General features: G+C 44.5%; 7 protein-coding genes. All 7 read left to right on the top strand.

What is annotated here, in order from left to right:
• On the top strand, nucleotides 1–957 hold a 957-nt coding region (gene ilvC / locus RAC86_RS32490; RefSeq protein WP_377886485.1), incomplete at its 5' end, for a ketol-acid reductoisomerase.
• Nucleotides 944–2,500 carry a 2-isopropylmalate synthase gene (locus RAC86_RS32485; protein WP_377886484.1) on the top strand — a complete coding sequence of 519 codons (1,557 nt, stop codon included), beginning with the start codon at nucleotides 944–946 and terminating at the stop codon, nucleotides 2,498–2,500. The genes ilvC and RAC86_RS32485, both read left to right, overlap by 14 nt.
• Nucleotides 2,501–2,520: 20 nt before the next feature.
• A complete protein-coding gene (gene leuB, locus RAC86_RS32480; protein WP_377886482.1) occupies nucleotides 2,521–3,618 on the top strand; it encodes a 3-isopropylmalate dehydrogenase in 1,098 nt (365 codons plus the stop codon).
• Between the two features lie 49 nt (nucleotides 3,619–3,667).
• On the top strand, nucleotides 3,668–5,086 hold the full coding sequence (gene leuC / locus RAC86_RS32475; protein ID WP_042975036.1) for a 3-isopropylmalate dehydratase large subunit: 1,419 nt from the start codon (nucleotides 3,668–3,670) through the stop codon (nucleotides 5,084–5,086).
• A 12-nt stretch (nucleotides 5,087–5,098) separates the two neighbouring features.
• Entirely contained in the window at nucleotides 5,099–5,698 is a 600-nt protein-coding gene (gene leuD / locus RAC86_RS32470) for a 3-isopropylmalate dehydratase small subunit (protein WP_029318194.1), read from the top strand.
• A 118-nt stretch (nucleotides 5,699–5,816) separates the two neighbouring features.
• Entirely contained in the window at nucleotides 5,817–6,821 is a 1,005-nt protein-coding gene (gene ddcA / locus RAC86_RS32465) for a DNA damage checkpoint antagonist DdcA (RefSeq protein ID WP_015483530.1), read from the top strand.
• A gap of 227 nt (nucleotides 6,822–7,048) precedes the next feature.
• On the top strand, nucleotides 7,049–7,416 hold a 368-nt coding region (locus RAC86_RS32460), incomplete at its 3' end, for a trigger factor family protein (protein WP_377886480.1).

Raw genomic sequence — 7,416 nt, 5'->3', positions numbered from 1 at the left:
TACGGTTCGCAAGGCCACGCACATGCCCTGAACCTTAAAGAAAGCGGAGTAGACGTTATCGTCGGTGTTAGACCAGGAAAATCTTTCACTCAAGCCCAAGAAGACGGACATAAAGTATTTTCAGTAAAAGAAGCGGCAGCCCAAGCCGAAATCATCATGGTTCTGCTTCCGGATGAGCAACAGCAAAAAGTCTACGAAGCTGAAATTAAAGGTGAATTGACAGCAGGAAAATCATTAGTATTCGCTCATGGATTTAACGTGCATTTCCATCAAATTGTTCCTCCAGCGGATGTAGATGTATTCTTAGTGGCCCCTAAAGGCCCGGGACACTTGGTAAGAAGAACATATGAGCAAGGAGCTGGCGTACCTGCATTGTTCGCAATCTATCAAGATGTGACTGGAGAAGCAAGAGACAAAGCCCTCGCTTATGCTAAAGGAATCGGCGGTGCAAGAGCTGGCGTATTAGAAACGACATTTAAAGAAGAAACAGAAACAGATTTGTTCGGTGAGCAAGCAGTTCTTTGCGGCGGATTAAGCGCGCTTGTCAAAGCCGGATTTGAAACATTAACTGAAGCAGGTTATCAGCCTGAACTTGCATACTTCGAGTGCCTTCATGAGCTGAAATTAATCGTAGACCTTATGTACGAAGAAGGACTTGCAGGAATGAGATATTCAATCTCTGACACAGCACAGTGGGGAGATTTCGTATCAGGCCCTCGCGTTGTGGACGCTAAAGTAAAAGAATCTATGAAAGAAGTATTAAAAGAGATCCAAAACGGTACATTCGCAAAAGAGTGGATCGTCGAAAACCAAGTAAACCGTCCTCGTTTCAACGCTATCAATGCAAGCGAGAACGAACATCAAATCGAAGTAGTGGGAAGAAAGCTTCGTGAAATGATGCCGTTTGTGAAACAAGGCAAGAAGAAGGAAGCGGTGGTCTCCGTTGCGCAAAATTAATTTTTTCGATACGACGCTTCGTGATGGTGAACAGTCCCCTGGAGTGAACTTGAATACACAGGAGAAACTTGCCATAGCTAAGCAGCTCGAAAGACTCGGGGCAGATATCATTGAAGCGGGATTTCCCGCTTCGTCCCGAGGTGACTTTTTAGCTGTTCAGGAAATCGCAAGAACCATTAAAAATTGTTCAGTAACTGGTCTGGCCCGTTGTGTAAAAGGTGATATTGATGCTGCTTGGGAAGCGTTAAAAGAAGGTTCTCACCCGAGAATTCATGTTTTTATCGCCACATCGGACATTCATTTGAAGTACAAGCTGAAAATGACACGTGAGCAAGTGATAGAAAGAGCAGTTGGAATGGTGAAATACGCAAAAGAACGTTTTCCGATTGTGCAATGGTCAGCTGAAGATGCCTGCCGCACTGAACTGCCGTTTCTAGCAGAAATCGTCGAGAAAGTGATTGACGCAGGCGCCAGTGTTATCAATCTTCCGGACACTGTCGGCTACCTGGCCCCGGCGGAATACGGAAATATCTTTAAATATATGAAAGAAAACGTTCCGAACATTCACAAAGCAAAGCTTTCAGCCCACTGTCATGATGATTTGGGAATGGCAGTCGCAAACTCTCTTGCTGCGATTGAAAATGGCGCTGATCAAATCGAATGCGCTGTGAACGGGATCGGTGAAAGAGCCGGAAACGCGGCATTAGAGGAAATTGCTGTAGCCCTTCATACCAGAAAAGATTTCTACCAAGTCGAAACAGGTATTACACTGAACGAGATTAAGAGAACAAGTGATTTAGTAAGCAAACTGACAGGCATGGCTGTCCCGCGCAACAAAGCGGTTGTTGGAGATAATGCATTTGCTCATGAATCAGGCATCCATCAGGACGGCTTTTTAAAGGAAAAATCGACTTATGAAATTATTTCACCGGAGCTTGTCGGCGTAACCGCAGATGCGCTTGTCCTAGGTAAACATTCCGGACGCCACGCATTTAAAGACCGGCTGACTGCTTTAGGATTCCAATTTGACAGTGAAGAGATTAATAAATTCTTTACGATGTTCAAAGAGTTGACTGAGAAGAAAAAAGAAATCACTGATGAGGATCTTGTTTCTCTTATTTTAGAAGAAAAAGTAACAGATCGCAAGATTGGGTATGAATTTCTTTCTCTGCAAGTACATTACGGAACAAGTCAGGTCCCTACGGCTACTCTTTCGTTGAAAAATCAAGAAAACGCAGAGCTTATTCAGGAAGCTGCAACTGGAGCTGGAAGTGTGGAAGCAATCTACAATACGCTTGAGCGCTGCATCGATAAGGACGTGGAGCTCTTAGACTACCGCATTCAGTCTAACAGAAAAGGCGAAGATGCATTTGCCCAGGTGTATGTAAGAGTTTTGGTGAACGGAAAAGAATCAGCAGGTCGGGGCATAGCGCAAGACGTATTAGAAGCATCAGCGAAAGCCTATTTGAACGCAGTCAACCGTCAATTGGTTTTCCAGTCGAATATGAGCGGATTGAAAAACCACACAGCTGTCGGATCATAAAAGAAAGGAGAACGGTTAACTTGAAGAAACGTATTGCTCTATTGCCCGGAGACGGGATCGGCCCTGAAGTATTAGAATCAGCGACAGACGTACTGAAAAGTGTTGCCGAACGCTTTAACCATGAATTTGAATTTGAATATGGCCTGATTGGAGGGGCGGCTATTGATGAATATCATAACCCCCTCCCGGAGGAAACCGTTGCTGCTTGTAAAAATGCAGACGCGATATTGCTTGGCGCTGTCGGCGGACCGAAATGGGATCAAAATCCTTCGGAACTGAGACCGGAAAAAGGGCTGCTCAGCATCAGAAAACAGCTTGATTTGTTTGCGAATTTACGGCCTGTGAAGGTATTTGAAAGCCTTTCTGACGCTTCGCCTTTGAAAAAAGAATATATAGATAATGTTGATTTCGTTATCGTTCGTGAACTCACAGGCGGCTTGTATTTCGGCCAGCCGAGCAAACGCTATGTAAACACTGAAGGTGAGCAGGAAGCAGTAGATACACTGTTTTATAAGCGAACGGAAATTGAACGAGTGATCAGAGAGGGCTTCAAAATGGCGGCAGCCAGAAAAGGCAAAGTGACCTCTGTAGATAAAGCGAATGTTCTTGAATCAAGCCGGCTGTGGCGTGAAGTGGCTGAGGACGTTGCGAAAGAATTTCCTGATGTGAAGCTTGAGCACATGCTTGTGGATAACGCGGCCATGCAGCTAATCTATGCACCGAATCAATTTGATGTCGTTGTGACTGAAAATATGTTCGGTGATATTTTAAGCGATGAAGCGTCCATGCTTACAGGCTCGCTCGGAATGCTCCCGTCAGCCAGCCTATCAAGCTCTGGTCTTCATCTGTTTGAACCTGTTCATGGCTCCGCGCCTGATATTGCCGGTAAAGGGATGGCAAATCCGTTCGCAGCCATATTGTCAGCGGCAATGCTTTTGAGAACATCTTTCGGGCTTGAAGAGGAAGCGAAAGCTGTAGAAGATGCGGTAAACAAAGTCTTGGCTTCTGGGAAAAGAACAAAAGATTTGGCACGGGGTGAAGAGTTCAGCAGCACTCAGGCCATTACAGAGGAAGTTAAGGCAGCAATCATGAGTGAAAATACAATTTCTAATGTGTGACAGCTTACGTTAAGCGGTCTTAGCTCTAGGTAGAGGGAGGAAATAAAAGATGATGCCTCGAACAATCATCGAAAAGATTTGGGATCAGCATATTGTAAAACATGGTGAGGGAAAGCCGGATCTTCTCTATATTGATTTGCACCTCATTCATGAGGTGACGTCTCCTCAGGCATTTGAAGGTTTGAGACAAAAGGGAAGAAAGGTCAGAAGACCCCAAAATACATTTGCGACAATGGACCACAACATCCCGACTGTCAATCGTTTTGAGATAAAGGATGAAGTTGCGAAACGCCAAGTAACGGCGCTTGAAAGAAACTGTGAGGAATTTGGCGTGCGCCTTGCCGATCTTCACAGTGTGGATCAAGGGATTGTCCATGTCGTCGGCCCTGAACTGGGCTTAACGCTTCCAGGGAAAACGATTGTGTGCGGTGACAGTCATACATCAACACATGGCGCTTTCGGCGCTCTTGCATTTGGAATCGGGACGAGTGAAGTTGAACATGTCCTTTCCACACAGACACTTTGGCAGCAGCGTCCAAAAACACTTGAAGTGCGCGTAGATGGAACGCTTCAAAAAGGGGTAACGGCAAAGGATGTCATCCTTTCTGTCATCGGCAAATACGGTGTGAAATTCGGCACAGGCTACGTCATTGAATACACTGGGGAAGTATTCAGAAATATGACGATGGATGAACGAATGACTGTTTGTAACATGTCAATTGAAGCAGGAGCAAGAGCAGGTTTGATTGCACCTGACGAGGTGACGTTTGAATATTGCAAAAACCGCAAGTACACGCCAAAAGGCGAAGAATTTGACAAGGCCGTAGAGGAATGGAGGGCGCTGCGCACTGACCCGGGCGCTGTTTACGATAAATCTATCTTCCTTGACGGCAACAAAATTTCCCCTATGGTGACATGGGGCATTAACCCGGGAATGGTTCTTCCTGTCGATTCTGAAGTTCCTGCGCCGGAAAGCTTTTCTGCAGAAGATGATAAAAAAGAAGCGATTCGCGCTTATGAATATATGGGACTGACTCCTCACCAAAAAATTGAAGACATTAAAGTGGAGCACGTATTTATCGGTTCCTGCACGAATTCCCGCATGACTGACCTTCGACAGGCTGCTGATATGATCAAAGGGAAGAAGGTAGCTGACAGCGTAAGGGCCATCGTCGTGCCCGGATCTCAAAGCGTGAAGCTTCAGGCTGAAAAAGAAGGGCTTGACCAGATTTTCTTGGAAGCTGGATTTGAATGGAGAGAGTCAGGCTGCAGCATGTGTTTGAGTATGAATAATGATGTTGTTCCTGAGGGAGAGCGCTGTGCATCAACCTCTAACCGCAACTTCGAGGGCAGACAAGGAAAAGGTGCAAGAACACATCTCGTCAGCCCGGCAATGGCTGCGATGGCTGCCATTCACGGACACTTCGTTGATGTCAGAAAGTTTTATCAGGAAAAAACAGTTGTGTAAGGAGTGCGCGAGATGGAACCTTTGAAATCACATACGGGGAAAGCAGCCGTATTAAATCGGATCAATGTGGATACAGACCAGATTATTCCTAAGCAATTTTTGAAGAGGATTGAAAGAACAGGCTACGGGCGTTTTGCATTCTTTGACTGGAGATATGATGCGAATGGTGAACCGAACCCTGAATTTGAATTAAACCAGCCTGTTTATCAAGGAGCTTCCATTTTAATAGCAGGAGAAAACTTCGGCTGCGGGTCATCGCGTGAACATGCTCCGTGGGCACTTGATGATTATGGGTTTAAAATTATCATTGCGCCGTCATTTGCTGATATTTTCCATCAGAACTGCTTTAAAAACGGCATGCTTCCGATCCGCATGCCATATGACAATTGGAAACAGCTTGTCGGCCAGTATGAAAACAAGTCATTGGAAATGACTGTTGACCTTGAAAAGCAGCTGATTCATGACAGTGAAGGCAATCAAATTTCATTTGAAGTTGATCCGCATTGGAAAGAGATGCTGATTAACGGATATGATGAAATTTCCTTAACGCTGCTGCTGGAGGATGACATTAAGCAATTTGAATCACAAAGAAGCTCTTGGCTTCAAGCCTGAAAAAGCGGCCGGTATTTGTCCGGCGGCTTTTTTTGCCTGATGAAACCTTTCATTTCTTGTGTTTGTTCACAGGTGTTGATACACTTGAACAAAATAAATGCCTGAAAGGAATATAGGTATGACGCATGACAAGAAGAACGCAAAAATTATTCCTTTTCCTCATCTGAAAGACCGCCTTGTGGAAAAAGGGATGTCATCACTAAAGGAAAAAAAGTATCAAGAAGCGCTTGAACTGTTTTCAGAAGCGATGAAATATGATGATACTGAATCCGATCTTCACTTAGGGATGGCCATCTGCTTTTTAGAGCTGGGCGAGCTGGAAGAGGCAAAAAGCGTGTGCGAGAAGATGCTCAAAGAAGGTTATGGCCATTATTTTACGGTTTTGCAGGTGTACATGACCATCTTAATTCAGCTCAAAAAATACGAGGAAGTCAAAAGCACCATTGAAGCCGTTTTGGAAGAAAATCAGCTGCCGGCAGAAAGCGCCGAGCAATTTTATAAGCTGCTGGATTTCAGCCGGAAAATGACCGATCCGGATCGTGAGGACGAGGCTTGGGCCGAAGAATATGAGGATACAATTGACACCGAGAAAGTGCTGGCAAGCCCTGAGGAGCAAATGAATCTCATCCATTCCTTAAAAGACCGTAACGTAGCAAAGTATACAGGATTGCTCAAAACAATCCTCCAAGACCCCTCAGCCCATCCGATTATCAAAACGATGATTGTCATGCTGTTGGCTGAGCATGAGTACAGTAAGCCTGTACACATTAGTAAATTTGGCGAGTCGTTGACAATTGAACCGTCTGAGATTGTTCCGCCTGATGCCGCGCCGATTCTGCACCGTGTTCTCAGGGTGCTGGATGAGACACTTGGAAATGAAAATCCAACCTTATATGCAGCAGTAGAGGAATTGTGGAGAAGACATTTGTACGTTTTATATCCGTTCCAGCCGAAATTGCTGTCGGCTGACCTTTGGGCGGCTGCCCTTCATAAAGTCGGTTACGAGATGCACGGGATTGAAATTGAAAGCGAAGAACTTCATATGATGTATGAATTTACCGACAGAGAACTCGATGAAGCTTGCACAATGTTAAAAGATATTGAAGAAATTTCTTATTTGTAAATCGCGCCATATAGTTGAAAGCGCTATGTGTTATGTTATAATATAGTGGTTGTATTTGTGTATAACGGGTTATAAGAAATACGGTTGGACAGGCTTTGCAGTTCATTATTAACATCTATACATAATGATTCTGATCTTTGGCAGCTTTGTTTTTGTTGGACGAAGCCGTATGATTGCTTTAGAATGGAAGACCGACACAACCTGAATAGATTTTTGGAGGGAAACACATGTCTGTAAAATGGGAAAAACAAGAAGGCAACGAAGGCGTTTTAACGGTTGAAGTTGATGCTGAAACGTTTAAAACAGCACTTGATGATGCATTTAAAAAAGTAGTAAAACAAGTTTCAATTCCTGGATTCCGTAAAGGTAAAATTCCTCGCGGATTATTCGAACAGCGCTTTGGCGTAGAAGCTCTTTACCAAGATGCTTTGGATATTCTTCTTCCTGTAGAATACCCTAAAGCGGTTGAAGAAGCTGGAATCGAGCCTGTAGACCGTCCTGAAATCGATGTTGAAAAAATCGAAAAAGGCGAAAGCTTAATCTTCACTGCGAAAGTAACAGTAAAACCTGAAGTGAAGCTTGGCGACTACAAAGG

Source organism: Bacillus sp. LR_5 (assembly GCF_042709275.1).
This window is presented reverse-complemented; position numbering and strand designations above follow the sequence as displayed.